General features: G+C 60.5%; 20 protein-coding genes and 1 riboswitch. Of the genes, 3 read left to right on the plus strand and 17 right to left on the minus strand.

Features of this window, described 5'->3' with window-relative positions:
* Positions 1-206: 206 nt before the first annotated feature.
* Genes FBAL_RS12625 through FBAL_RS12645 form a run of 5 tightly spaced genes read right to left on the minus strand, consistent with a single transcriptional unit; the run spans position 207 to position 6,843 of the window.
* Positions 207-812: a TorD/DmsD family molecular chaperone gene (locus FBAL_RS12625; protein ID WP_013345982.1), complete on the minus strand. Its 606-nt coding sequence runs from the start codon at positions 810-812 to the stop codon at positions 207-209.
* Position 813: 1 nt separating this feature from the next.
* On the minus strand, positions 814-1,455 hold the full coding sequence (locus FBAL_RS12630) for a DMSO/selenate family reductase complex B subunit (protein WP_013345983.1): 642 nt from the start codon (positions 1,453-1,455) through the stop codon (positions 814-816).
* Positions 1,456-1,463: 8 nt separating this feature from the next.
* Positions 1,464-3,902 (minus strand): DMSO/selenate family reductase complex A subunit, encoded by a 2,439-nt coding sequence (locus tag FBAL_RS12635; protein ID WP_013345984.1) that lies wholly within the window; start codon positions 3,900-3,902, stop codon positions 1,464-1,466.
* A 15-nt stretch (positions 3,903-3,917) separates the two neighbouring features.
* Positions 3,918-5,897: an MtrB/PioB family decaheme-associated outer membrane protein gene (locus FBAL_RS12640; RefSeq protein ID WP_049779485.1), complete on the minus strand. Its 1,980-nt coding sequence runs from the start codon at positions 5,895-5,897 to the stop codon at positions 3,918-3,920.
* Positions 5,782-6,843, minus strand: coding sequence for a DmsE family decaheme c-type cytochrome (locus FBAL_RS12645; protein WP_013345986.1), 1,062 nt, complete (start codon positions 6,841-6,843; stop codon positions 5,782-5,784). Before FBAL_RS12645 ends, FBAL_RS12640 begins: the two co-directional genes overlap by 116 nt.
* Before the next feature lie 254 nt (positions 6,844-7,097).
* Between FBAL_RS12645 and FBAL_RS12650 the strand changes: the two genes are divergently transcribed.
* Positions 7,098-8,051, plus strand: coding sequence for a helix-turn-helix domain-containing protein (locus FBAL_RS12650; RefSeq protein WP_013345987.1), 954 nt, complete (start codon positions 7,098-7,100; stop codon positions 8,049-8,051).
* A gap of 68 nt (positions 8,052-8,119) precedes the next feature.
* Here the strand turns inward: FBAL_RS12650 and FBAL_RS12655 are convergent, their stop codons facing one another.
* The 12 genes from FBAL_RS12655 to sdhC form a co-directional block, all read right to left on the minus strand.
* Complete coding sequence (locus FBAL_RS12655) at positions 8,120-9,040, minus strand: polyprenyl-phosphate transporter (RefSeq protein ID WP_013345988.1); 921 nt, start codon at positions 9,038-9,040, stop codon at positions 8,120-8,122.
* A gap of 112 nt (positions 9,041-9,152) precedes the next feature.
* Entirely contained in the window at positions 9,153-9,488 is a 336-nt protein-coding gene (locus tag FBAL_RS12660) for a ribbon-helix-helix domain-containing protein (RefSeq protein WP_013345989.1), read from the minus strand.
* A complete protein-coding gene (locus FBAL_RS12665; RefSeq protein WP_013345990.1) occupies positions 9,445-10,143 on the minus strand; it encodes an AAA family ATPase in 699 nt (232 codons plus the stop codon). Before FBAL_RS12665 ends, FBAL_RS12660 begins: the two co-directional genes overlap by 44 nt.
* Before the next feature lie 94 nt (positions 10,144-10,237).
* Positions 10,238-10,321: riboswitch (cyclic di-GMP riboswitch) on the minus strand.
* A 112-nt stretch (positions 10,322-10,433) separates the two neighbouring features.
* Positions 10,434-11,273: a 2OG-Fe(II) oxygenase family protein gene (locus FBAL_RS12670; protein ID WP_013345991.1), complete on the minus strand. Its 840-nt coding sequence runs from the start codon at positions 11,271-11,273 to the stop codon at positions 10,434-10,436.
* Between the two features lie 243 nt (positions 11,274-11,516).
* Positions 11,517-12,389 (minus strand): succinate--CoA ligase subunit alpha, encoded by an 873-nt coding sequence (gene sucD, locus FBAL_RS12675; protein ID WP_013345992.1) that lies wholly within the window; start codon positions 12,387-12,389, stop codon positions 11,517-11,519.
* Positions 12,389-13,555 carry an ADP-forming succinate--CoA ligase subunit beta gene (gene sucC / locus FBAL_RS12680; protein ID WP_013345993.1) on the minus strand — a complete coding sequence of 389 codons (1,167 nt, stop codon included), beginning with the start codon at positions 13,553-13,555 and terminating at the stop codon, positions 12,389-12,391. Before sucC ends, sucD begins: the two co-directional genes overlap by 1 nt.
* Before the next feature lie 91 nt (positions 13,556-13,646).
* The gene (gene odhB / locus FBAL_RS12685; RefSeq protein ID WP_013345994.1) at positions 13,647-14,843 is read right to left on the minus strand and encodes a 2-oxoglutarate dehydrogenase complex dihydrolipoyllysine-residue succinyltransferase; all 1,197 of its coding nucleotides are present in this window, start codon (positions 14,841-14,843) and stop codon (positions 13,647-13,649) included.
* Positions 14,844-14,866: 23 nt separating this feature from the next.
* On the minus strand, positions 14,867-17,674 hold the full coding sequence (sucA, locus tag FBAL_RS12690) for a 2-oxoglutarate dehydrogenase E1 component (protein WP_013345995.1): 2,808 nt from the start codon (positions 17,672-17,674) through the stop codon (positions 14,867-14,869).
* A gap of 137 nt (positions 17,675-17,811) precedes the next feature.
* Entirely contained in the window at positions 17,812-18,519 is a 708-nt protein-coding gene (locus tag FBAL_RS12695) for a succinate dehydrogenase iron-sulfur subunit (protein ID WP_013345996.1), read from the minus strand.
* Between the two features lie 13 nt (positions 18,520-18,532).
* Positions 18,533-20,293: a succinate dehydrogenase flavoprotein subunit gene (gene sdhA / locus FBAL_RS12700; RefSeq protein ID WP_013345997.1), complete on the minus strand. Its 1,761-nt coding sequence runs from the start codon at positions 20,291-20,293 to the stop codon at positions 18,533-18,535.
* Positions 20,294-20,641 (minus strand): succinate dehydrogenase, hydrophobic membrane anchor protein, encoded by a 348-nt coding sequence (gene sdhD, locus FBAL_RS12705; protein ID WP_013345998.1) that lies wholly within the window; start codon positions 20,639-20,641, stop codon positions 20,294-20,296.
* Positions 20,635-20,988 (minus strand): succinate dehydrogenase, cytochrome b556 subunit, encoded by a 354-nt coding sequence (gene sdhC / locus FBAL_RS12710; RefSeq protein ID WP_233749364.1) that lies wholly within the window; start codon positions 20,986-20,988, stop codon positions 20,635-20,637. Before sdhC ends, sdhD begins: the two co-directional genes overlap by 7 nt.
* 456 nt (positions 20,989-21,444) lie before the next feature.
* Here sdhC and gltA point away from each other — a divergent pair, with 456 nt between their 5' ends.
* Both gltA and FBAL_RS12720 read left to right on the plus strand, forming a co-directional pair.
* The gene (gene gltA, locus FBAL_RS12715; protein WP_013346000.1) at positions 21,445-22,731 is read left to right on the plus strand and encodes a citrate synthase; all 1,287 of its coding nucleotides are present in this window, start codon (positions 21,445-21,447) and stop codon (positions 22,729-22,731) included.
* A gap of 209 nt (positions 22,732-22,940) precedes the next feature.
* Positions 22,941-24,029, plus strand: a complete 1,089-nt coding sequence (locus FBAL_RS12720) for an efflux RND transporter periplasmic adaptor subunit (RefSeq protein WP_013346001.1) — start codon at positions 22,941-22,943, stop codon at positions 24,027-24,029.
* The last annotated feature ends 5 nt before the right edge of the window (positions 24,030-24,034 follow it).

Genomic DNA, 24,034 nt, shown 5'->3' on the forward strand with positions numbered 1-24,034 from the left:
GCTGACGATTTTTCGCGACAACTCACAGCAATTGGTAAGACCAAAAGCCAAGGCAGGCAAAATGCCATCTTTTGCCCCTGAGCAACAAGCGCTTAGGGTAACAACTTGGTGAAAGCGTGAAGCCCATCAGATCCACTTTGGTTAATCTCTTGGCACAAAAAAAGCCGGTCAATGACCGGCTTTTCTCTTCGATGCGCCTCTGTGCCTTAGCGATAGAGGGGCATCGCCGTGACGCTGAGTGACCACTGAGCCATCAGTGCCTGCAGGGTCCCTTCCAGCATCTGTCCTACCGCTTGGTAAAAGCGGCTGACGGATTGCGCTTCGAGGCCAGCGATAAAGCGCGGCACCCAAGGCATCAGGTGGTCGCACAGCAACTCTCTGCTGACCTCGACATTGTCTTGCTCCAACAGCAGGGCCAGCAACAACAGTTGCTCCGACAGATGGTCCGGAGCGGCACACTCCAGCACCGGCTGCCATTGCTGCGCGGAAGCAAAGCGTTGCCACGCCCGCGCGGTATCGCCCCAGGTCAGGTTGTCCTTATCGGTATACACCGAACCAAACGGCGACAGGCGCTGAGACCCGGGCACCCAAAAAAGCTGCTCATTGGCCAGCAGCAGAGCTTCCGGCTGCGCCAGTCCCTCCTGCCAGGCCTGACGCTGAGCAGGCGTCAGTGGGTCAGGCCAACTCTCGACACACTCAGCCAGTGCAGCCAGTGCGTCCTGTCCCGGCGCACGGTAGATCAGCCCCGCCAATACCCGCAGCTGGGCTGCGCGCTCGGCCAGGCTGACACCAACAGGCACCTCAGCACCCACCTTACACCTCCCGCTCGTTGGTGACCCGGCCCAGGGTGGAGCCACTGGGCTGCGCATTGGCATTGGCGCCAATCAGCAAGTTGGGTGAGGTGATGCCCGGGTCCGGCAGCGGTGCAACCGCCGCAATGCTGGCGTGTGGGTAGCGCTGTTTCAGCTCATCCATCGGGCCAAAATCCAGCGCTCGCATCGGACACGCTGCCACACAGATTGGCGCTTTTCCCTCGGCCAGGCGGTCAGCACAGCCATCGCACTTCATCATGGTGCCGGTGGCCTGATTCAGTTGTGGCGCATCATAGGGACAAGCGCGGGCGCAGCTGGCACAGCCGATGCACACGCCTCGGTCGATGCTTACCAACCCGGTGCTGCGACTCTTATGACAAGCGCCGGTAGGGCAGGCTTTTACGCACACCGGGTGAGAGCAGTGGTTGCAGCCCACGGAGGTATAGTAGGAGAACACTGAGGCGGTCATCGCGCCCTGCTCATCCCGAATGAAGCCGCCGCCGCTGTATTCATAAACCCGACGCGGGATCACCCCTTCCGGGGCGTTCATCCGATCTTTGCAGGCCACATGGCAGGCTTTACAGCCGCTGCAGCGGCTGGCGTCGAAGTAGAAACCGTATTGTTGGGTGGTCTTTTCCATCATCTCTGTTCTCACGCTCGCTCAATCTTGACCCGCAGGGTGCCGCCGGTGCAGCCCTTGGCCAACGGACTCGGACGGTGATCGGTCAGGGTATTGATGCAGCCGCCCATATCCTCCTGGCCCGCATCGCGGGCGTTACGCCAGGCGCCCTGCCCCAATCCGGCCACTCCGGGCATCACCCGAGGTGTCACACGTGCAGGGACCACGATGACACCGCGGCGGCTGGTCACCCGAACGGTATCGTTGTTTTGAATTCCCAATGCCGCAGCATCTCCCGGGTTGATCCACAGGGCATCCTGGATCGCCTCACGCAGCACCTTGTGGCTGTGGAAGCTGGAATGGGCCCGGCCCTTGGTGTGGTACACCGCCACCTGGAACGGATAGTCCGGGTCGTCAGTGACACCGCCTTCCCACGGGGCGCGAAACTCCGGCAATGCAGTGACTTCGTCCCCTTCCGGCAGGTCCCAGTCTCTGGTGAGGTTGGCGATCGCTTCGGAGTAGATCTCGATCTTACCGGACGGCGTTTTCAGCGGGTTGGCCTGAGGGTCAGCCCGGAAATCGGCAAAGCCCGGTTTACTGGCCGGCAGGTACTCGCGGTAAACGCCGTGCGCCTTGGCCTCGTCAAAGTCCGGCAGGGACAGAGAGCTGCTGGCCTGTGGGGTTTGCCACAGGTGGCGTACCCACTCTGCTTTGGTGCGTCCTTCGGTAAAGGTCTGGCGGATACCAAAACGCTCGGCGATGTCGGCACAGATGTCATAAGCGGAGCGGGACTCACCACGGGGCGCAATCGCGGCGGTGGTGGCCAGCAGGTTGGCCATATCTCCGGAGTGCCAGCCGTCGCACACCAGGTCTTCGGTTTCGAACTGGGTGATCTCCGGCAGCAGGATGTCGGCGAAGCGGGCGGTGGGCGTCATGTAGATCTCAGACACCAGAACGAAATCGACCTTACTGTCTTCGGCAGCCAGCAAACGGTGAGTCCGGTTGATGTTGGAGTGCTGGTTACCCAGCATGTTGCTGCCCGCCACGATGATGGCGCGGATGTTGCGCTCCAGCTGCACGGTCGGGTCGCCCGGGCGCTGGCTGTCCAGCACGTCGTGGGTCAGCGCGGTCATCGGCTCCTGTTGCAGATCACGCTCGATGGCATCGGTCCACAGGAAACAGGGGATCGACTTGGTCACCGGGTTGGCGCCCGCCGGGATCCCCGGGGTGATGTAGGCGTGGGTCCCATTGTGAGCACCCACTGCGTTGGAGGTTCCCGGCAAACCAAACTTTCCGACTATGGCCACTAGGGTGTAGATGGCCCGGGCGGAGTTTTCACCATTGGCCTGGCGCTGAAGGCCCCAGCCCATCTGGATAAAGGGGGCTTTGCTGCGGTGCAGTTTGGTGGCCAACTCCCGAATGGTGGCAGCCGGAACGCCGGTGATGGACGCCGCCCACTCCGGGGTTTTGGCCACGCCATCGCGGTCGCCCAGGATGTACGCCTTGTAGCTGGCGTTCTTACCCTTGGCGGATTCCGGCAGGCTGGCTTCGGTCCAGCCTACGGCATAGCGGTCAACATGGGCGTCGTCCACCGCCCCAATCTCCCACAGGGCGTAGACAATGCCCGCCACCAGCGCCGCGTCGGTGCCCGGGCGAATCGGCAGCCATTGCTGCTCTTTGCCGCCGGCGGATTCGGTGTAGCGCGGGTCAATCATGATCACTTCGGCATTGCTGTGATGCAGCGCTTCAGACCACTCGTAGCTGACCCCGCCGCCACTCATAAAGGTTTCCTGCGGGTTGTAGCCAAAGCACAGCACCAGATCGGAGCGCTCAATCTCCCGGGTGGAGCTGCCCAGGCCATTAAGGATCACGCTGCCGATGCCGTAGGTGTACTGGGTAGCGGTATCCACCTGGTGGGTGCTGTAAGAACCCCGCGTGCCGAGGTAGCCGCCCAGTTGATGGAACAGGCGCTTCCAGATCCCGGTGCCGCTGGTTTTCATGCCAGAGGTGCCGGTGGAAACCGGGAAAAATACCGATTCCGGGCCACCCTGGCTGCTGTCCTGGTAGATGGCTTCGAGGCGCTGGTGGATCTCGGTCAGGGCGTCGTCCCAGCTGATGCGGACAAACTCGCCGCTGCCCCGCGGCCCTACCCGTTTCATCGGGTAGAGGATGCGCTCGTCGGAGTAAACCCGCTGACGCAGGGAACGACCCCGGGGGCAGGCACGAATTTGGCGGCTCTCGTATTGATCGTCGCCGTGGTCATCGGTTTCCAGCTGGGTGATCTGGCCGTCCTGGACGGTGAACTTGATCGGGCAGTTGGAACCGCAGTTAACGTAACAGCTTTGCCAGCCCTGGGTTACCGGCAGTTCCGGCTCAGGGATAACGGTTTCGGTGCGTTTTCCGTTGCACCCCGCCAGGCTGGCAGCGGCCGAAACCAGTGCCGCTGACTTGAGAAAATCACGACGTTGCATAGGTCACCTCAATGGTTAAAGCGAATAGGTCAGGGTCAGCATCAGCAGGTGGGCGTTGTAGTTGTGGCCCAGGTCGCCCAGGGTGATAAGCCCGGGGATGCTGTCACTGGCGACATCGGCATAATCGGTGTCGTAGTAGCGTTCGTAGCGGTAATCCAGGCGCACGCTGGTGCGGGTGGATACCGCGTAATCGGCGTAGGCGCGCACGCTATGGGCCCACTGGAAGTAGTCACCGTAGGGCTGGCCCTCGGACACCTGGGTGTCGGAGCTGGACTCGGTGTACTGGTAGTCCGCGCCCACGGTCAGGCGGTCGTCCATCAGGCCGCCGTAGCTGGCGCCCACACCGGCGTAGTCGAACTGGTCTTCGATGCGGTAGGTCCAGTCGGCGCTGGCGAAGCTCTGGCTGCCCGCCTGGTTGGACTCAATCCACTGCTGACCGGCAAACGCATGCAGGTTCAGGGCCTCGGTCACGCGGTAGTTGGCGGACAGGTCGTAGCTCAGGTCGTCGGCGTCCAGCAGGCCAATCTCGGACTCGCTGTAGTCGTCCTTGGCGTAGCGCACGGTGGCGTCCAGGCTCAGCGCCGCGAACGGGCTGTAGCTGGCGTCGAAGCTCAGTTCGGTGCGGTCACGGTCGGCCAGGTAGTACTTGCGCAGCAGGGTGTTGTCTTCGCTGGAGGTGGCTTCGCTGGCCTGGTAACGGGAGCCGTCACGCTGGCCGTAGCTGGCTTTCAGGCCCAGCTCGAGGTTGTCCATGGCGCTGACCCGGGTGCGGGCCCAGACGGTGTTGTCCTCGGTGGTTTCCCGCACGCTGTGGCTGCGCTCGGTGCGCTCACCCTGGTAGCCCGCTTCCAGTGCCACGCGCTGGGACAGGCGGGTGCTGGCGTCCAGCCCGTAACGGTGACGGGTGATGTCCAGCGGGGTGTTCATCCGCGCGGTGCCGCTGAGGCTGTCGATGGACAGGCTCTGGTCGTAGGCGAATACCGGGGTGCGGTTGTCGCGGTCGGAGTAGTCGTACTTGGCGGCCAGACGCACTCCGGAGAGGGCGCTGGTCAGGCGCAGGTTGGCGCCCTGGGTACGCACTTCGCCGTTGGCGTTGGTGATGCCGTTGGGTGCGCCCAGCGGGTCAACGAAGTCGGTGTCGTTCTGGTACAGCCAGCCCTGAGTCAGGCGACCGGTCAGGCGGGTTTTGCCCATCCGGTATTGGCCGGACAGGGCCACCAGGTGCGCTTCGTTGTTCGGCGCCAGGGCCTGAACCGCACCGCGCTCACCGTTGTAGAGGCCGTCGTAGCTGTTCTCGAACAGCGAGCCCTGGTAGCTGACTGCGGTGTGCCACTGCTCACCGCCCAGCTCAGCGCCGGCGTTGAAGGTCTGGGTGGTGGTGTCCACCGGCGCAGCGATGTTGACCGGGCTCTTGATGAAGCTGGTGCTGCTGGATTTGAAGCCGGTTTTGGACTCGTGGTCGTAACGGGCGTAGGTGCGCCAGTTCAGGCCCGCCATCACGTCCTGATAGGCCAGACCCAGGCCGGTGCGCTCACGGCGCTGTTCCAGGTCCACGTCGATGGGCTGGTCCAGTGCCACCAGGTTGCGGCCGTCAAAGCCGTACTGGGTTTGCGCGGTGGCGTCGACGGTGCGCAGCTTGGCGTAGTCAAACTGGGCGTCGAGGTGGTTGTCGCGGTAGCGGGCCTGGCCGTAGCCGCTGCTCATACCGAGCTGGTCGGCGTTGAGGTCGAGGCGGCCCTCTTCGTCACCGTTGAGGGTGGCGTTGGCGTTGACCCCGGCCACGGCACCGTCGCGGGCGCCGAAGCGGTTGGCGACGTGGTCGTCGTTGCTCTGCACCGCACCGGCGCTGAGGCCGATGGTGCCGCTGGCCTGCGGCGCGTCACAGCGTTTGCAGGCCCAGCTGCTGGTGTCCAGGCTCTGGGTGTTGGCTTGCGACAGGGCGAAGCTGGCGCCCTGGGCCGGGGCCATCACGGAGAGGATGGCCAGGGCAGTCATGGAGAGTTGCGCTTTCATCACGGACGTCCTTATTTCTCAAGCAGGCTGCCAGCGGGTGGTTGGAACCGTGCACCTGGCTGTGGCAGTTGAGACAGCTCTGGCCGGAGACAAAGGCGTTGCTCTGACCGTCGTAGACGCGGCTGGCGTGACCGTCGCTGGCGTGACAGCTCTGACACAGCTGCGGAGCGCGGCGGGTCAGCATGGCGTCGTTGACGCTGCCGTGTACGCTGTGGCAGCTGGCGCAGTTGTCGGTCACCGGCGCGTGTTCCCACACCACCGGGCCGCGCTTCTCGGCGTGGCAGCTGTAGCAGGTGTCATTGAGGCTGACCTCCTTGAGGGCGGATTCGGTCAGGCTGCCGTGGGCGCTGTGACAGCTGGTGCAGCTCATGTCGCTGCCGCTGTGTTGGCCGGCCATCGGGTGGGCGGAGCGCTTCATCATGTCCGCCGCTTCGCTGCTGTGGCAGCTGGTGCAGGTGGCGATTTCGCCCGCGGGGGAGAGCACCGGGTCGTCGGCGGTGTGGATCTGGTGACAATCGGTGCAGGCCACTTCAGAGAAGTCGTGGCGGCTGCCGTGCCAGTCGCGGCGCCCGGTGTCTTCGTGGCAGCTCAGACACACGGAGTTTTGCAGCTCGGCACTGACGTTGGCCTCGTCACCGAAGTTGATCATCGGCTCATTCTTGCCGCGGTGTTTACCCTGGGGGCCGTGGCAGGTTTCACACTGCAGCTTGGCCATCGGGCTGGCGCTGGTGTCGAGACTGCCGTGGGGGGAGGCAAACAGAGCGGTGACCTGCTCGTCGCGGCCGTGGCACATCAGGCAACCGTCGGTGCCTTTGCCGGAGTACTGTCCCTGCTGGAACTTGTCGATAAGCTGGGCCTGAACGTCGTCACTGGCCAGCGACGGTGTCGCACAGAGCAACAGCAGCAATAAAGTAGGAATTCGAGTCATCAGTCATCGCCAGGAGTGGTGGTGACGATGAAGGTTACTTAGGTGGCATCGTGGGTGATATCAGGCCGAATTCATCAAACGCGCCAGCCTCGAAATCGATTACCGATTCGATCGACATTCACGCCAACAGGCTCACACTGAAGGGGCTGAAGTCGGACTTGGTCACGCTGTCGCCGGGACCGGTTGACCTTCACTGCGAAGGCCGTAACACTCCAGCCCAACTCCCCCACCCAAGTCGAATGGTCTGATACATCATGGAACCGCCGCTGATCATGCGGGCGTCTGTCGCCGAACCGTTTTTCCAGTTGCTGCCGCAATTGGGGCTCGACGCGGATGCCCTGTTGGCCCAGTTTGAGATTGAGCGAGGCCAGCCCTTCGTGCCCGCCCGCAAGATCTGGTACCTGATTGACCATATCGCCCTCTGCCTGGAAGACCCGGATTTCCTGCTTAACCACCGGGACGCGTTCCAGGCCAGGATCGACCAGACCCTGCTCAGGGGCACCGCCAGCCCCTCCCCCAATCTGCACTGGGCGCTGTCCCAGGCGGTGCAAAACGTCAACACCCGTTTGACCAACGCCCGCTGGTTTCTCGATATTCGTGACGATGGTGTGGTGAAGATCGGCAGCCGCAGTCCCTTTATCTTTGACCGGGGCGAGTGGCAGTCCGAACAGGGTTTTTTCTGCTTTGTCCTCGCACTGATTGAGCAAATTGGGCTGAAGATCAGCGATGTGTTTGAGGCAGGCAGTAAAACGGAACGCGAAAAATGTGACTTCTTTACGGGCCACAACATCCGCTTTATCAGTCATTGTTCCAGCGCCTACCTCAAGTTCCGGGTCGGCACTGACAGCCTGATTACCCTGCCCGCCCTGTCCGCGCTGGAGCAGGATCAGGCCATTGATCTCTGTGATCTGATCCGGACCCTGCTGGCCAATGCGCCGCTGAATGCGCAACCCAGCCTCAGTGATATGGCCAGGGCACTGAACGTGACGCCGCGTACTCTGCAGCGTTACCTGGCTCAGCAACAGACGCAGTATGGTCAGCTGCGTGATTTGGCCTGGCGCGAAGCCGTGATGCTTCAGCTGATAAAAAGCCGCTCCATTAAGGCCGCCAGTTATGACCTGGGTTACCGTAACCTGAGTCAGTTTTATGCCCGCTTCCAGCGCTGTTTTGGCACCACCCCCAAGGCGTATCTCAGCCAGCAAGCCTAGACCGGCCCCCCTATCCTGTAGCCACAAAAAAAGCCGGTCAATGACCGGCTTTTCGTTCTTACCCACGCTTATTCAGTGCGGGCAGCAAAGCGCTCCAGGCCCCATACCAGGCCGATGCCCAACAGGGCGCAGGCGATGGCCATCGGTACCTGAGCCGAAGCCCCAGTCAGGGCTTCGTATTGCCACGGGCTGATCGCCTGCTCCAGCAGCGGCACCTGTTCACCGCCGGAGTTGGTGCGCCAGGTCAACACCTCTTTCCAGGGCCAGATCTTCTCCAGAGTGCCCAGCATCAGGCCACAGAGGAAGGCCAGAGTCAGCCCGTGGAAGCGACGCAACAGGAAGCTGAGCAGGTGAGAGAAGCTCAGCAAGCCCAGGGCACAGCCAGTGGCAAAGATGGCAATTACGGTCAGGTCCAGTCCTTTTACCGCACTCAGTACCGGGCCGTAGAGACCCAACAGCAGCAGGATAAAGGAACCGGAGATCCCCGGCAGGATCATGGCGCAGATCGCCACCATGCCCCCCAGCAGGAAATTCAGGTAGGTGGCTTCCAGCGCCAGCGGATTGGATACGGTAATCACGTAGGCGAAGGCGAAGCCAGCGGCCGCGGACAGCAGGGTGCCGATGCCGTGGCCCTTAATCGACCGCCCGATGTGCACCAGCGAGATCAGGATCAGGCCGAAGAAGAAGCTCCACAGCGGCACCGGGTGGTGCTCCAGCAGGTAGGTGATGACACGGGCCAGGGTCAGGATGCTGGTGAGGATACCGGTCAGCAGGGTAACCAGGAAGGTGCCGCTGATGTATTCCCAGGCCGCGGCGAAGCCCTGACGACGCCATACCCCGATCAGACTCGGGTTGATGCGGCGGATGCTCTCCAGCAGGCGGTCATAGATGCCGCTGATAAACGCGATGGTGCCACCGGACACGCCCGGTACCACGTCGGCGGCCCCCATGGCCACCCCTTTCAAAAACGTTCGAAAATCAATACTCATGCAAAAAAGCACACTCAGGGACAATGCAGTGCAGCGATTATATCGGCTTTTTGTCGAAAGATTGTGGATCAAAAAAAAGGGGGGCCATTTGGCCCCCGATGGTTGGGGAACTTCAGGGAGTGTTACTGCGGAGAAAACCATCCAAATCGCGATTCCAGTCGATCTGCTCCAGCCAGATGCGGATCAGGCGCGACTTGGGAATGCCGGTGTGTTGCGACAACAGGTTCAGCCGGGTGATGGACTGTTCCGTCAGGCTGAAGTTGGCCTTTTTACAGCGCGCGCCCTGCTCGGGCCGGACCATGGCCAACGACACCACCTTCTCCTGCCCGGCACCGTAGGCCACTGCCCCATTGATGAAGGCTTCGACCTGCGCCTCAAGTTCGTCGCCCGGTGGCGAACTGGCTTTACTGGCCGACGGCGACGTGCGTTTCAAGTTGAGTAGACTCATGGTCTGCCCCCTGGCCGCGGCACAGCAGCTCGTGAATGATGGTGCGAATTTCGGCGGCGCATTTACCGTCCGGCTCAGACTCCATCACGGACATGCCGGACTCTTCGCTGTCGTCGTACATGTTGCGGCTGTAGGTGACCGCATCCAGTACCGTCATGTCGTAGGAGCGGCACACCTCTTTCGCCTCAAGAATGCGCGGAGCCAGCGACGGCAGCGATGGACACTGGGTAATCACAAACGCCATGTTCATGCGGGGATTGACCATCTTGCAGGTGGAGACAATGTCTTCCATGTGCTCGACGGTTTTCAGGTCACGCCGCTTGGGTCGCAGCGGCACCAGTACATGGTCGGCGACGGCCATGGAGGAGCGCAGCGCCAGGTTGTCCTGACCACCGCAATCAATCACCAGGTAGTCATAGCGTTCCCGCAGGCTCAGTAACTCGTTGCGGATTTTTCCGTAGAGTTGGATGCAGTTGATATGAGGCAGTTGAGGATTGCTGTTTCGTTCCTGAACCCAATCCGAGGTGGTGCGCTGGGGATCACAATCCACCATCAGCACATTGCCTTCCTCTTCGGTTCTCAGATAAACCGCAATATTTTGCGCCAGACAGCTTTTGCCGCTGCCGCCTTTTTCTCCACCAACAAGGATGATCATGATCGATTCCTTCCCTGATTGTCCGAATGAGAGGTCTGGGAAGACCACGCCCTGCACGGAAAAAGGAGGTGCGATCACAGGAGGGATCATTACACTCGGCAGCCCCGCTATCGATAGCGTTCACCTTAGACCGGAGGCTTTGCGTCCCAGGCTTTCACCTGGTTTGCCTTTTTCGTCGTGCTTTCCCAATCATAGCCAATGCGTTAGCGGATACCAGATCATTTTTCACACATTTCACCAACTGACTCACAACGAAGTAACAAAAAAGGGCCTTTACGGCCCCTTTTTACTCAGATAACGCCCAGTTCTCTGAGCCGTTCCATCAGATAGCTGTGCGCGGTATGGCGCTCAGACAACACCACCTCAGGACGGGGATGCAAAAACAGCGGCAACGAGATGCGCGACTGGTTGGCTGCCTCTCCCTCCGGGTTCACCACGCGATGGGTGGTGGAGGGAAAATACCCCCCGGAGGCTTCCTGCAGCATGTCACCGATATTGACAATCAGGGTGCCAAAATCGCACGGCACGTCCAGCCATTGGCCGTCCCGGCCCTTGACCTGCAAACCCCGGGCATTGGCAGCGGGCAGGATGGTCAGCAGGTTGATGTCTTCATGGGCGGCAGCACGGATGGCGCCTGCGGCTTCATCGCCGTTCAGTGGCGGATAGTGCAGCACCCGCAACAGCGACTTTTCGCTGCCCTCAATCATGTTGGGCAACGGCTCCGCGTAGCCGGAGGCCACGTTATCCGGCCCCAGCTGCTGAACCCAGCCCAGCAGCTCTGCGGCCAAGGTGGTGGCCTGACCGTAGTAGTCCGCCAGGTCGGCTTTGTGCTCGGCCGGGCACTGGCCCCAGGGGTAGTAGTGAAAATACTCTTTCAGGTCTTTTACGCTGTGGCCTTTGGCCACTTCCGAGACAGACGCCGGAAAGAAACCGTCCTGAGTGTCGCGGTTAAAGTGGTAGCGGGTTTTATTTTCGCCATCAAAGAAGCCTTGCCAGTCGCGGTAGATCCGCTCAACCAGCTGCTCAGGGATGGGGTGATTTTTGAGGACGCCAAAGCCGGTTTGGCGCAGGGATTCGACGAATTGAGCCGGCGCATCAGGCGCGCGGTAATCCACGGCGGTTAGAGTCATTGGATGGATTCTCTGGACAGAGGGGCGAGAAAGCCCTTTGAAACGGCGCGCCGGCGACGTTTTTCTGTTTTTATGGAAAGCCTGAGGCTCGCCGCCGTCGGCGCGGTGAAGCTCAGGAGGTGGTCAGGGTCACCATGCCGAACAGCACAATGCCCACTACCATCAAGTAATCGCGTCGTTGCATGACTTGCTCCATGTCATAAAAAGGCCCACCGGTGGGTGGGCCATATTTTAACCAGTTTGTTACCAGCCTGTCACTTCCCGCAGTGCCTTGCCGATGTCGGCCAGGGAACGCACGGTTTTCACACCGGCATCTTCCAGGGCAGCAAACTTGTCGGCAGCGGTGCCTTTACCACCGGCGATGATGGCGCCAGCGTGGCCCATACGCTTGCCCGGAGGCGCGGTCACACCGGCGATGTAGGAAACCACCGGCTTGGTCACGTGCTGCTTGATGTAAGCGGCCGCTTCCTCTTCGGCGGTACCACCGATTTCACCGATCATTACGATGGCTTCGGTCTGTGGGTCTTTCTCGAACATCTCCAGGATGTCGATGAAGTTGGAACCCGGGATCGGGTCGCCACCGATGCCCACACAGGTGGACTGACCAAAACCTTCGTCAGTGGTCTGCTTAACCGCTTCGTAGGTCAGGGTGCCGGAGCGGGATACGATGCCCACTTTGCCCGGCTGGTGGATGTGACCCGGCATGATGCCGATTTTGCACTCGCCCGGGGTGATCACACCGGGGCAGTTCGGGCCGATCATGCGCACACCGGCCTGGTCCAGCTTGACCTTAACGTCGAGCATATCCAGGGTCGGGATCCCTTCGGTGATGGTGACGATCAGCTCGATGCCGGCGTCGATCGCTTCCAGGATGGCGTCCTTACAGAACGGGGCCGGAACGTAGATAACAGAGGCGGTGGCGCCAGTGGCTTCAACCGCTTCACGGACGGTGTTGAACACCGGCAGGCCCAGGTGGGTAGAACCGCCTTTACCCGGGGAAACGCCGCCCACCATCTGGGTACCGTAGGCAATCGCCTGTTCGGAGTGGAAGGTGCCCTGGCCGCCAGTGAAACCCTGGCAGATCACCTTGGTGTCTTTGTTAATCAGAACGCTCATTACTGGGCCTCCGCGGCTTTTACTACTTGCTGGGCAGCGTCGGTCAGGCTGTTCGCTGCAATGATGTTCAGGCCGGACTCGGCCAGCTTCTGGGCACCCAGTTCGGCGTTGTTGCCTTCCAGACGCACCACCACGGGGACTTTCACACCCACCTCTTCCACAGCACCGATGATGCCGTCAGCGATGAGGTCACAGCGGACGATGCCGCCGAAGATGTTCACCAGCACCGCTTTCACGTTGCTGTCGGACAGGATGATCTTGAACGCTTCGGTCACGCGCTCTTTGGTGGCGCCGCCACCCACATCCAGGAAGTTGGCCGGGCTGCCACCGTGCAGGTTCACGATGTCCATGGTGCCCATCGCCAGACCGGCGCCGTTCACCATGCAGCCGATGTTGCCATCCAATGCCACGTAGTTCAGTTCCCACTGGGCGGCGTGCGCTTCGCGCTCGTCTTCCTGGGACGGATCGTGCATTTCACGAACCTTGGGCTGACGGTACAGGGCGTTGGAGTCGATGTTGATCTTGCCGTCGAGGCAGTGCAGGTTGCCCTGCTCGGTGATCACCAGCGGGTTGATCTCCAGCAGTGCGAAATCCAGGTCCAGGAACATCTGGCCCAGACCCATAAAGATCTTGGTGAACTGCTTGATCTGGTCGCCTTGCAGGCCCAGTTTGAAGGCCAGTTCACGGCCCTGGTAAGCCTGCGGGCCCACCAGCGGATCGATGGCGGCTTTGTGGATCAGCTCCGGAGTTTCCTCGGCCACTTTCTCAATTTCCACGCCACCTTCGGTGGAGGCCATGAACACCACGCGCTGGCTGCCACGGTCTACCACGGCGCCCAGGTACAGCTCTTTGGCGATGTCGGTGCAGGATTCCACCAGGATTTTGGTTACCGGCTGACCGTTGGCGTCAGTCTGGTAGGTCACCAGGTTCTTGCCCAGCCAGTGCTGAGCGAATTCACGGATCTCTTCTTTGCTGGAAGCCAGCTTTACGCCACCGGCTTTACCACGGCCACCGGCGTGGACCTGGCATTTCACCACCCACTTGTCACCGCCGATTTTGCCTGCGGCTTCAGCCGCTTCCTGGGGGGTGTCGCAAGCGTAACCTTCGGAGACGGGCAGGCCGTACTCGGCGAAGATCTGCTTAGCCTGATATTCGTGCAGATTCATACTCTTTTATCCGTATTACTTCTTATGACTTCCATAGCCGTTAGGCTGGGGACTTGATAACGGGGAGGCTCCGCCTCCCCGGTAAAAACCTTTAGATGTCCAGCAGCAGACGAGTCGGATCTTCCAGCAGCTCCTTGATGGTCACCAGGAAGCCCACGGACTCACGACCGTCCACAATGCGGTGGTCGTAGGACAGGGCCAGGTACATCATCGGCTGGATAACCACTTCGCCATTCACCGCCATCGGACGGTCTTTAATGGCGTGCATGCCCAGGATGGCGCTCTGCGGCGGGTTGATGATCGGGGTGGACATCAGGGAACCGAACACACCACCGTTGGTGATGGTGAAGTTACCGCCGGTCAGCTCATCCACGGTCAGCTTGCCCTGCTGGCCTTTCACTGCCAGCTCTTTGATGCCCTTCTCGATCTCGGCCACGGACAGCTTGTCCGCGTCACGCAGAACCGGGGTCACCAGGCCACGCGGGGTGGAGACGGCGATGCTGACATCGAAGTAGTTGTGGTAAACGATGTCGTCACCGTCGATGGAGGCGTTCACTTCCGGGTAGCGCTTCAGCGCTTCCACAACCGCTTTCACGTAGAAGGACATAAAGCCCAGGCGGATGCCGTGGCGCTCTTCGAAGATGTCCTTGTACTGCTTACGCAGGGCCATGATCGGGCCCATGTTCACCTCATTAAAGGTGGTCAGCATGGCGGTGGAGTTCTTGGCTTCCAGCAGACGCTCAGCGATGCGCTTACGCAGGCGGGTCATGGGAACGCGCTTCTCGGAGCGGTCGCCCAGTGCCGGGGCCGGAGCGGCTTCCGCGGCAGCGGCCGGGGCAGCGCCCTGACCTTTGATAAAGGCTTCAACGTCTTCTTTGGTGATGCGACCACCGACACCGGTGCCGCTGATCTTGGCCACGTCAACGTTGTGCTCAGCCACCAGGCGGCGTACGGACGGGCTCAGGGCGTCGTTACCGGCTTCCGCTTCAGCGGCTTCAGCCACCGGGGCAGCTTCGGCTTCGGCCTTGGACACTTCCTGGCCGGCCTTGGCACCGGCTACGAAGCGGGCAATCACCTGCTCGGCCAGAACGGTATCGCCTTCACCGTGCAGAATTTCCGCCAGCTGGCCATCTTCCGGCGCAACCACTTCCAGTACCACTTTGTCGGTCTCAATATCGACCAGGTTTTGATCACGGCTGACCGCTTCACCGGGCTGGACGTGCCAGGTGGCAATGGTGGCATCGGCGACGGACTCAGGGAGTACGGGAACCTTAATTTCGATGCTCATTGATTCTAATCCTTGTTATTAACTCAATTGAGGCCCAGCGCGGCATTGACCAGCGCTTGTTGCTGTTTGTTGTGCACGGAGACGTAACCGCAGGCAGGCGCGGCAGACGCCTCGCGGCCGGCGTAGGTCAGGTTGGCGCCAGCCGGGATGGCTTGCCAGAAGTGGTGCTGGCTGCAGTACCAGGCACCCTGGTTCTGCGGCTCTTCCTGACACCAGACGAACTCTTTCACGTGCTGATAGGCTTCCAGCACCTGTGCCATTTCGGCGTGCGGGAAGGGGTAAAGCTGTTCGATGCGGATCAGTGCCACGTTGGTGAGTTCTTCACGACGGCGTTTTTCGAGCAGTTCGAAGTACACCTTGCCGGAACAGAACACCACGCGGTCGACCTTGGCCGGGTCCAGCTCGTCCAGTTCGCCGATGACGTTCTGGAAGTCGCCGAGGGCCAGCTCCTCGAGGCTGCTGACGGCCATCGGGTGGCGCAGCAGGGATTTCGGGCTCATCACCACCAGCGGACGACGCATCGGGCGCACCACCTGGCGGCGCAGCATGTGGTAGACCTGTGCCGGGGTGGAGGGCACCACCACCTGCATGTTGTGGTCTGCACAGAGCTGCAGGAAGCGCTCAAGACGGGCGGAGGAGTGCTCCGGGCCCTGGCCTTCGTAGCCATGCGGCAGCAGCAGGGTCAGGCCACAGAGACGGCCCCACTTCTGCTCACCGGAGGAGAGGAACTGGTCAATTACTACCTGAGCGCCGTTGGCGAAGTCACCAAACTGGGCTTCCCACATGGTCAGGCCGGACGGTTCCGCGGTGGCGTAGCCGTATTCAAAAGCCAGGACCGCCGCTTCGGACAGCACCGAGTCGAAGATCTCGATGGGGCCCTGGTGCTCGCCCAGGTGGCGCAGCGGCATGTAGGTGGTGGCGTTGTCCTGGTTGTGCAGCACCGCGTGGCGGTGGAAGAAGGTGCCGCGGCCGGAATCCTGGCCGGTCAGGCGCACCCGGTAACCGCTGTCCAGCAGAGTGGCGTAGGCCAGGGTTTCAGCCATACCCCAGTCCAGCGGCTTGTCACCGGCGGCCATCGCTTCACGGTCTTTGTAGATCTTGGCAACCCGGGATTGCAGCTTGTGGGACTCCGGCACTTCACAGATGCTGGTGGCCAGCGCCTTGAGCTTGTCCAGGCCCACCTGGCTGTCCCAGCTTTCATCCCAGTCGTGGCCCAGGTACGGGGTCCAGTCCACGGAGTGCTCTGTCATGGTGCGCCATTCCGGCACCACGCATTCACCCTGGTCGAGCTGTTCGCGGTAGGTGTTGATCTGCTCCGTCACCTCTTCGGCGTTCATCACGCCCTGCTCAATCAGGCGGTCTGCGTAGATCTTGCGCGGGGTCGGGTGCTTCTTGATCTTTTGGTACATCAGCGGCTGAGTCGCGTTCGGCTCGTCCGCTTCGTTGTGACCATGGCGGCGGTAGCAGATCAGGTCGATCACCACATCGCGGCCAAATTCGTAACGGAAGTCCACCGCCAGCTGGGCCACAAAGGCCACCGCTTCCGGGTCATCCGCGTTGACGTGCAGTACCGGCGCCTGAACCATCTTGGCGATGTCGGTGCAGTACTCGGTGGAACGGGTGTCTTCCGGGTTGGAGGTGGTAAAGCCCACCTGGTTGTTCACCACGATGCGGATGGCGCCGCCCACCTTAAAGCCCCGGGTCTGGGACATATTGAAGGTTTCCTGCACGATGCCCTGACCGGTAATGGCGGAGTCACCGTGGATGGTGATGGGCATCACCAGCTTGCCGGTTTCGCAGTTGCGGCGGTCCATACGGGCGCGCACAGAACCCATCACCACCGGCGAGACGATCTCCAGGTGAGAGGGGTTGAAAGCCAGCGCCAGGTGAACGTTGCCACCGGGGGTGGCGAAGTCGGAGCTGAAGCCCTGGTGGTACTTCACGTCACCACTGCCCAGTGCTTCATCGTGCTTGCCGGCAAACTCGTCAAACAGATCACCCGGCTTTTTACCGAGGATGTTCACCAGCATATTGAGGCGGCCACGGTGAGCCATGCCAACCACAACCTCTTTGGCACCCTGATCACCGGCGCGGTAGATCAGTTCGCGCATCATCGGGATCATGGCGTCGCCACCTTCGAGGGAGAAGCGTTTGGCGCCCGGGAACTTGGCGCCCAGGTACTTCTCCAGACCCTCAGCGGCGTTCAGGCCGGCGAGGATGCGTTTCTTGGTGTCGGCGTCGTAGCTGCCCTGCCCCATCACCGGCTCAAGACGCTGTTGCAGCCAGCGCTTCTCTTCGGTGGAGGTGATGTGCATGTATTCGGCACCGATGGGGCCACAGTAGGTGGCCTTGAGTGAGTTAAACAGCTCACCCAGCTTCATGGTGCCGTTGCCCAGCGCGTAGGAACCGGTATTGAACTCGCGACCCAGGTCATCCTCGGTCAGGCCGTGGTGGGCCAGGTCAAGTTCGGCCACCGGCTCACGCTGCCACAGCCCGAGGGGGTCGAGGTTGGCGTTCTGGTGACCACGGAAACGGAATGCGTTGATCAGCTGCAGGACGCGCACCTGTTTCTCGGTGACTTCCGGATCAACGGTGGTGGTTTTGGAGCGATTGCTGTCCAGTGCGGTGGCACGGAAGTAGTCGCGGATACGGGAGTGGGCCACGTCGGTTCCGACACCCTGGGAAGGCAGTTCGGCGAAAATCGCCTGCCACTCTTCCGATACGGCATTCGGATCGTCCAGATAGGCCTCGTACAGCTCTTCGATGTAGGCAGCGTTCGCACCAGCGAAGTGGGAGGACGCCTGCCAAGCCTTGAGGGAACCCTGTTGCATCTCTTTTCCTTTGGGGTAATACCGGCTCAGATGATTATCGTTTTAATTCGCTGAGCACTATACAAAAAAGCCACGACCTTCGGGTGTTGAAGGCGTGGCCTTTTTTCAATCCATAAGCGTGAAATATGCAGTCATTATCAGACGGCGCGGTTCAGCAGCATGGACTTGATGTGGCCAATCGCCTTAGTGGGGTTCAACCCCTTCGGACAGACGTTTACGCAGTTCATGATGCCATGGCAACGGAACACGCTGAACGCATCGTCCAAATCAGCCAGACGCTCGTCAGTGGCAGTATCCCGGCTGTCGATCAGGAAGCGGTAAGCGTGCAGCAAACCACTCGGACCGACGAACTTGTCCGGGTTCCACCAGAAGGACGGGCAGGCCGTGGAACAGCAAGCACAGAGGATACACTCGTACAGGCCGTCCAGCTTAGCGCGCTCTTCCGGTGATTGCAGGTTCTCGCGAGCCGGGGTTTTGCCGTCATTAATCAGGTACGGTTTCACCTTCTCGTACTGCTTGTAGAACTGGCTCAGGTCGACCACCAGGTCACGCACCACCGGCATACCAGGCAGCGGACGAACGGTCAGCTTTTTGCCCTTGAAGGTGGAGATGGGGGTGATGCAAGCCAGACCGTTCTTGCCGTTCATGTTGATGCCGTCTGAGCCACACACACCTTCTCGGCAGGAGCGGCGGAAAGACAGAGTCGGGTCCTGCTCCTTCAGCAGCAGCAAGACATCCAGCACCATCATGTCGGAGCCTTCCGGCAGATCCAGGGTGTAATCCTGCATCTTGGGCCGGGCATCAGACTCCGGGTTATAACGGTAGACAGACACTTCCAATTTCATTCTCTGTCTCTCCTTAGTAGGTACGCTTCTTCGGCGGGAACGCTTCGCGCAGATTCGGTGACATGTTCACCTCGCGCTTGGTCATTTCGCCGGTCAGCGGGTTGTACAGGCTGTGGCACAGCCAGTTCTCATCATCCCGCTCAACAAAGTCTTCGCGGGAGTGGGCGCCACGGCTTTCGGTACGGAAGTTGGCCGCCATCGCGGTGGCGACAGCCGTCTCCATCAGGTTGTCCAGTTCCAGGCACTCGATGCGCTGAGTGTTGAACGCCTTAGAGGTGTCGCTCAGCTTGGCGTGCTGCAGACGTTCCCGAATCGCCTTGAGTTCGGTCAGGCCCTGCGCCATCGCTTCGCCCTGACGGAATACGGAGAAGTTCAGTTGCATGCACTGCTGCAGGTCCTTGCGGATCTGAACCGGGTCTTCACCGTTGCCGTTTTTGCTGGACTCCCAACGATTGAAACGGGCCATCGCGGCATCCAGATCGGACTCGGATGCGTCGCGGGCTTCGCCCTGCGCGTCCAGAGTCTCGCCCAGGTGCATACCGGCAGCGCGACCGAATACCACCAGGTCGAGCAGTGAGTTGCCGCCCAGACGGTTGGCACCGTGTACGGACACACAGGCGATTTCGCCTACCGCCAGCAGACCCTGTACCGGCTTTTCATCAGCACCCAGTACCTGGCCATTCACGTTGGTGGGGATACCACCCATCATGTAGTGACAGGTCGGAATGACCGGAATCGGCTCTTTCACCGGATCAACGTGAGCGAAGGTGCGGGACAGTTCACAGATGCCCGGCAGGCGGGACTCCAGCACTTCCTGACCCAGGTGGTCCAGTTTCAGCTTGGCGTGTGGGCCCCAAGGACCATCGCAACCACGGCCTTCGCGGATTTCAGTCATGATGGCACGGGCCACCACGTCACGACCGGCCAGGTCTTTCGCGTTCGGCGCGTAACGCTCCATAAAGCGCTCGCCGTCTTTGTTCAGCAGGTAGCCGCCTTCACCACGGCAACCTTCGGTCACCAGCACACCCGCGCCAGCAATACCGGTGGGGTGGAACTGCCACATCTCCATGTCCTGCACCGGAACCCCGGCGCGCAGCGCCATACCGACACCGTCACCGGTGTTGATGTGGGCGTTGGTGGTGGACGCGTAGATGCGACCGGCACCGCCGGTGGCCAGCACGGTGGCCTTGGCTTTGAAGTAAACGATCTCGCCGGTTTCGATGTCGATGGCAGTACAGCCCACCACGGCACCATCCTGGTTCTTCACCAGATCCAGGGCGTACCACTCGGAGTACACCTCGGTTTTGTTCTTCACGTTCTGCTGGTAGAGGCAGTGCAGCAGGGCGTGGCCGGTACGGTCAGCGGCTGCAGCGGTACGGGCCGCCTGCTCACCACCGAAGTTCTTGGACTGGCCACCAAACGGACGCTGGTACACCTTGCCGTTTTCAAAACGGGAGAACGGCAGGCCCATGTTTTCCATCTCGATGATGGCTTCCGGACCGGTTTTACACATGTACTCAATGGCGTCCTGGTCACCGATGTAATCGGAACCCTTGACGGTGTCGTACATGTGCCATTCCCAGTTGTCGTCGTGGGCATTGCCCAGCGCCACAGTGATACCGCCCTGGGCGGACACGGTGTGGGAACGGGTCGGGAACACTTTGGAGAGCAGAGCGCAGGTCTTGCCTTCTTTGGAGATCTGCAGGGCAGCGCGCATGCCCGCGCCACCAGCGCCAATCACAATGGCATCGAATTCTTTAGTTGGAATAGTCACTTACACACCCCACAGGATCACAACGCCGGCAAACAGGTAGGCCAGCAGAACCAGATTGACCGCAAATTGCAGGAAGGCACGCAGGCCCGCCGGCTTGATGTAATCGGTCAGTACCTGCCACAGGCCAATCCAGCCATGCACCAACAGGGCGACCAGGCTGACCAGGGTGTACACCTTCATGGCGGTATGGGAAAACAGGCCGTGCCAGCTTTCAAAGGTCAGCTCCGGAGTGAGCGCCAGGAAACCAACCATAAAGAGGACGAAGCTGGCCAGAACCAGAGCACTGGCGCGCAGCAGGACAAAATCGTGGACGCCGCTGCGTCCGAGAGTCGCGGCATTTTTTACCATAACCAGATCCCCGCAATGACAGACAGAATGACAGTAATCGCCATCGCAGCGCGGGCGGAGTTGTTGCCGCTTTCCATAGAGCCTTCGAAATGCCCCATGTCCATCAGCAGGTGACGAATACCACCACAGAAGTGGTAGGCCAGGGCGGTCAGGATCCCCCAGACAACGAATTTAGCGATTAGGCTGTTCATGATTTCCGATACGGTTGCAAACCCCTGGGCGGATCCCAGAGAGGTGGCCAGCAGCCACAGCAATACCGCAATGGAGACAAACAGGATGACACCGCTGACACGATGCAGGATCGACGCAATGGCCGTCGCGGGGAACTGGATCTGTTGCAGATCCAAGTAGACAGGTCTTTGCTTATTCACAGTTCTGCTCACTCAGCTCCATTGAGCAATAGTTATCATTATCTCCAGTAGCCGTCCGACAAATCCTGTCCGTGGTAAAAACAGCGTTTTGGGCCACCACTAAACCACTGACCCGTGGAGAGGCAGACTCCACTTTCGTCTCATTGACTGGCTAGAAAATCACCCTTAAAACCCAGTATTACCGGGCTCCCGGGGGAGGTTCGCGGCCAGTATACAGAGGCCCCCATACAAATACAAACATCACACTTTTAGGATTTCTGAGATTTACATCTACGACAGTCTGTTCAACACATGTGGGGGTTTTTGTGAACCCACTTCGAGGCAATTGGCGACCTGTTCCCCGGTTTGCGAATTGCCTTTTGTGATTCCCGTCACTTAGAATGGCGCCACTGTGACGAAACAGATAACAATAATGAAGTAAGGAGAACCAGCATGGCAGACAACATCGCCAAGCTTCAGGTCCCAGGTAAGGAACCCGTCGAGCTGCCCATTAAGTCCGGTACAGCAGGTCACGATGTCGTCGACATCAGCACTCTGGGTAAGAGCGGTTACTTCACCTTTGACCCGGGATTCATGGCTACCGCTTCCTGTGAATCTGAAATCACCTTTATCGATGGTGCCAAAGGCATTCTGCTGCACCGTGGATACCCCATCGACCAGCTGGCTACCCAGTCCAGCTACCTCGAAGTTTGCTACCTGTTGCTCAAAGGCGAACTGCCGACTCAACAGCAGATGCAGGATTTCAAAAACCTGGTGACCAAACACACCATGGTTCATGAGCAGCTGGCTCAGTTCTATCGCGGCTTCCGTCGCGACGCTCACCCGATGGCCATTCTGTGTGGTGTGGTGGGTGCCCTGTCTGCGTTCTACCATGACTCTCTGGACGTCAACGATGAGCACCACCGCGAAGTGGCGGCGATTCGCCTGATCTCCAAGATGCCGACCCTGGCCGCCATGGCCTACAAGTACAACCTGGGTCAGCCCTTTATCTACCCGCGCAACGAACTGTCCTTCGCCGGTAACTTCCTCAACATGATGTTCTCCGTACCCTGCGAAGAGTACGTGGTGAACCCGGTGATTGAGCGCGCCATGGACCGCATCTTTATTCTGCACGCCGATCACGAGCAGAACGCGTCCACCTCCACCGTGCGTCTGGCTGGCTCTTCCGGTGCCAACCCGTTCGCCTGTATCTCTGCGGGCGTAGCCTCCCTCTGGGGCCCGGCTCACGGCGGTGCCAACGAGGCCTGCCTGAACATGCTGGAAGAGATTGGCAGCGTTGACCGCATTCCGGAGTTTATTGAAAAGGCCAAGGACAAGAACGACCCGTTCCGCCTGATGGGCTTTGGCCACCGCGTCTACAAGAACTTCGACCCGCGTGCCACCGTGATGCGCGAAACCTGCCACGAAGTGCTGGCCGAGCTGGACATCAAAGATCCGCTGCTGGACGTGGCGATGGAGCTCGAGCGCATCGCGCTGTCCGACGAGTACTTTATCGAGAAGAAACTGTACCCGAACGTGGATTTCTACTCCGGCATCATCATGAAGGCCATCGGTATCCCGACCTCCATGTTCACCGTGATTTTCGCGTTGTCCCGTACCGTGGGCTGGGTTTCTCACTGGCAGGAGATGCTGAGCCAGCCGGGCCACAAGATCGGTCGTCCGCGCCAGCTCTACACCGGTGCGCCGCAGCGTGACTACATCCCGGGTAGCCAGCGATAAACGCCGGCCCCTCTGATGATATAAACCAGCCTCCGGGCTGGTTTTTTTGTGGCTTACGCCATCGATTTATACATTTCCTTAACAGTTGGTGTAACTGACCACGCCCCCCTCCACGCCCTGCCCTAACTTATTGTAATTAATGATATTTAAAAGTTGGCACACCCTTCGCAAACTCAGCGGCGTCTGTGAATCGATTAGGGAAAGTCACCATGTCTCACAAATTTGCTCCCGCCCTGGCTCTGCTGGTCCTGCTGTCCGGCTGCTCTCAGCCCGCTGCCGAGGACACCGAGACCACCGCCACCGACGCGGTTGAAACCGCCGAAGCTACCGAAGCCGCCCCCAAGGTGCCGGTGGAGATCCAACCGGTTGCGGTCGACAGCATCTCCGCTTACTACCGCACCACGGCACTGCTGGAAGCCCCGGAGGAGGCCCAGGTGGTCGCCCGGGTCAGCGGCCTGGTGGAATCCCTGCATGTAGAGGAGGGTCAGCGGGTGGAAGCGGGTCAGAAGTTGGCCACCATTGATCCCCGTCGCTACCGCCTGGCACTGAATAAGGCACAAGCTGAGCTGGACGTGATTGATCAGGAGCTGGAGCGTCTGAACGCCATCGCCAACCAGCAACTGGTTAGCCAGGAAACCCTCGCCAAGCTGGTCTATCGTCGCCAGGCTGCCCTGGCAGACCGGGACATTGCCGCGCTGCAACTGGAGTACAGCACCGTTGCGTCTCCCATCGCCGGCGTGGTGGCTAAACGCTTTGTGAAGCGTGGCAAGATGGCCTCTGAGATGGACGCCCTGTTTCATATCGTTCAGCAGGACACCCTGCACGGTATCCTGCACCTGCCCGAGCGCGAACTCAGTAAAGTGCGCCCGGGCCAGAGTGCCGAGTTGACCGTTGATGGCCTCGATACCCCACAGCGGGCGCAGGTTCTGCGCATCGCCCCGGTGGTGGACCCGGATACCGGCACCTTTAAGATCACCCTCTCCATCGATAACCAACAGGGTGAGCTGAAAGCCGGCATGCTCAGCCGCGCCCGGCTTCGTTTCGACACCCACCATGACACTCTGGTGGTGCCGCGCATGGCCCTGCTGCGCCAGGACCTCGGCCACTCTGTCTTTGTGATTGAGGAGGGTCAGGCCCGCAGCCAGGCGGTGCAAGTTGGTTACCAGGATGGGGAACGCGTCGAAATCCTTAACGGACTGGAAGCGGGCCAGCAGGTGGTGGTGCGCGGTCAGCATCAACTGAAGGACGACGCCAAGGTGGAGGTGATCCCTTCCCTGCAACTGGCGGCTCAGCGCTAAGGACC

The organism is Ferrimonas balearica DSM 9799 (assembly GCF_000148645.1).
GTDB classification, from domain to species: Bacteria; Pseudomonadota; Gammaproteobacteria; order Enterobacterales; family Shewanellaceae; genus Ferrimonas; species Ferrimonas balearica.